Origin of the sequence: Bradyrhizobium uaiense, assembly GCF_010811875.1 — a bacterium.
GTDB classification, from domain to species: Bacteria; Pseudomonadota; Alphaproteobacteria; order Rhizobiales; family Xanthobacteraceae; genus Bradyrhizobium; species Bradyrhizobium uaiense.
In genome coordinates, this window is sequence record NZ_VKHP01000468.1 from 1 (window position 1) to 2,016 (window position 2,016).

Here is a 2,016-nt window from a genome sequence, read left to right on the forward strand (position 1 = left end):
AGGGTGGTGAGGATGGAAAACAGCCGGCTCGCGCGCATCGCCAGATCATACCTGACACAAGATGTCAGGTATAGGCGGACATAAGGAGGCCATGCCCCCGACGGCGCAAGGAGACCGCCCATGACCACCGAGACCAGCACCACCACCGACCGTGTCACGCTGTATTACTCGCCGCAGAGCCGCGCCACCGGCACCCGGGTGCTGCTGGAGGAGCTCGGCGCGCCCTACGATCTGCACATCCTCAACATGAAGGCGGCCGAGCAGCGCAAGGACGCCTATCTCGCCATCAATCCGCTCGGCAAGGTGCCGGCGATCCGCCATGGCGACGCGCTGGTGACCGAGCAGGTCGCGATCTTCATCTATCTCGCCGACCTGTTTCCGCAGGCCGGCCTGACGCCGGCGCTGAACGATCCGCGCCGCGGCCCGTATCTGCGCTGGATCGCCTACTACGGCTCGTCGTTCGAGCCGGCGGTGATCGACCATTTCATGAAGCGCGAGCCGGCGCCGATCACGCAGTCGCCCTATGCCGATTACGACACCATGCTGGGCACGCTGGAAGCACAGCTCGCAAAGGGGCCCTATCTGTTCGGTGATCAGATCACGGCGGCCGACATCCTCTGGGGCATTGCGCTCTCCTGGACCATGATGTTCGGCATCGTGCCCAAAAGGGACGTGTTCGTCCGCTATGTCGAACGCATCACCGCGCGCCCGGCTTTCCAGCTGATCTCGAAGGCCGATGACGAGATGGCGGCGCAGCATGCAGCGGCGGCCGGCGTGTGATACGATCGACTGATGGTCAAGGAGCTCTACACCACCAACGTCGTCAACACCTTCATCCGTGTCGCGGAGGATTGCCCGGCGCGCGTCGGCGAGGAGCCGCGGCCCTATGGCGGCAAGCCGACGGTAGGCACGCTGCAATACGCCATGCTTGCCGGCGCGCCCTACAAATACACGTCCGACGACGTCGTGTTCGCGACGTCGTCGGCTGGCCGCGCGCTCGGTGCGAAGGCGACGAAGAAGGAACGCAGTGCGGCCCGCGAGACGTTCTTCTCGAAAGGCCAGGCCTGCATGCGCGCCTCGCCGCTCGGAAAACGCTTCGGCTGGGGCGTTCACGCCGACGCCGAAGGCCGCATCGCGATTGTCGCCGTCGACAGCAAGCGCTACCAGGCACTCGCCGGCGACCCTGAGATCGAGCAGACGCGCGCGATGCGGAGCAAGCGGGTGTAGCGACACTCCGTAACGGATACGACGGGCTCGCACACCGATAACCCCGTCATCCCCGCGCAAAGGCTTCGCCTTTGTCGCTGGAGGTGCGAGCCTTGCGGCGCAATTGCGCCGCTGAGCGAGCCTCGAAGGATGAATCGGCCACCAAAGCGCGATGAGATCAGGTTGAAGCGTCATCGCGCTTTAGCTCTTTGTTTGAGCATGATCTTTTCGGAAAACCGCTTCGCACTTTTCCGGATCATGCTTTAGCCGGGCCGTCGACCCTTCGAGACGCCGCTGCGCGGCTCCTCAGGGTGACGGTGTTGATAGTGCCGACCTAAAACCTCGGTGCCCGCTTCTCCGCGAACGCCTTGATGCCTTCCTTGATCTCGTCGCCGCGCATGCTGTCGCGGTGGCGCTGGTCGGCGGCGGCTTCGTCCAGTTCACCGCGGGCGAATTCGTTGACCGCGCGCTTCATGCCGGCCATCGCCTTCGGCGCATTGCCGGCCAGGACCGTTGCCAGTCTGTCGACCTCCTCGTCGAGCAGGTCGAGCGACACCATCGCGGTGAGGTAGCCGATCCGCAGCATCTCCGGCGCCGAGATCTTCTGCGCGGTCAGGAACAGCATCTTGGCGTTGTCGACGCCGAGCCTCGTGACGTAGCGCTGGATGCCGCTCTTGTAATAGTGCAGGCCGAGGACCTCGCCGAGCTCGTCAGACTGTTCGACCGGATCGAGGGCGATCCTGCGATCCGCGTGCTGGTGCTGACCGGAACCGGACGCGCGGTCTCGGCCGGCTACGAGCTCAACTCGGT

At 64.7% G+C, this 2,016-nt stretch carries 3 protein-coding genes; 2 read left to right on the forward strand and 1 reads right to left on the reverse strand.

Translation table 11 applies throughout. From position 1 onward, the window contains the following. Positions 1 to 120 precede the first annotated feature (120 nt). A complete protein-coding gene (locus FNJ47_RS45780; protein ID WP_163163333.1) occupies positions 121 to 780 on the forward strand; it encodes a glutathione S-transferase family protein in 660 nt (219 codons plus the stop codon). A gap of 12 nt (positions 781 to 792) precedes the next feature. Continuing rightward, positions 793 to 1,227 carry a DUF6157 family protein gene (locus tag FNJ47_RS45785; protein ID WP_163163335.1) on the forward strand — a complete coding sequence of 145 codons (435 nt, stop codon included), beginning with the start codon at positions 793 to 795 and terminating at the stop codon, positions 1,225 to 1,227. Positions 1,228 to 1,540: 313 nt separating this feature from the next. Here the strand turns inward: FNJ47_RS45785 and FNJ47_RS45790 are convergent. Further along, the coding region (locus FNJ47_RS45790; protein WP_236000571.1) for an enoyl-CoA hydratase/isomerase family protein at positions 1,541 to 2,016 on the reverse strand (476 nt) is incomplete at its 5' end.

What these genes read in the sequence shown, in the direction of transcription:
- FNJ47_RS45785 (WP_163163335.1), top strand. Translation starts at nt 793, where the DNA reads ATGGTCAAGGAGCTCTACACCACCAACGTCGTCAACACCTTCATCCGT.
- FNJ47_RS45780 (WP_163163333.1), top strand. Translation starts at nt 121, where the DNA reads ATGACCACCGAGACCAGCACCACCACCGACCGTGTCACGCTGTATTAC.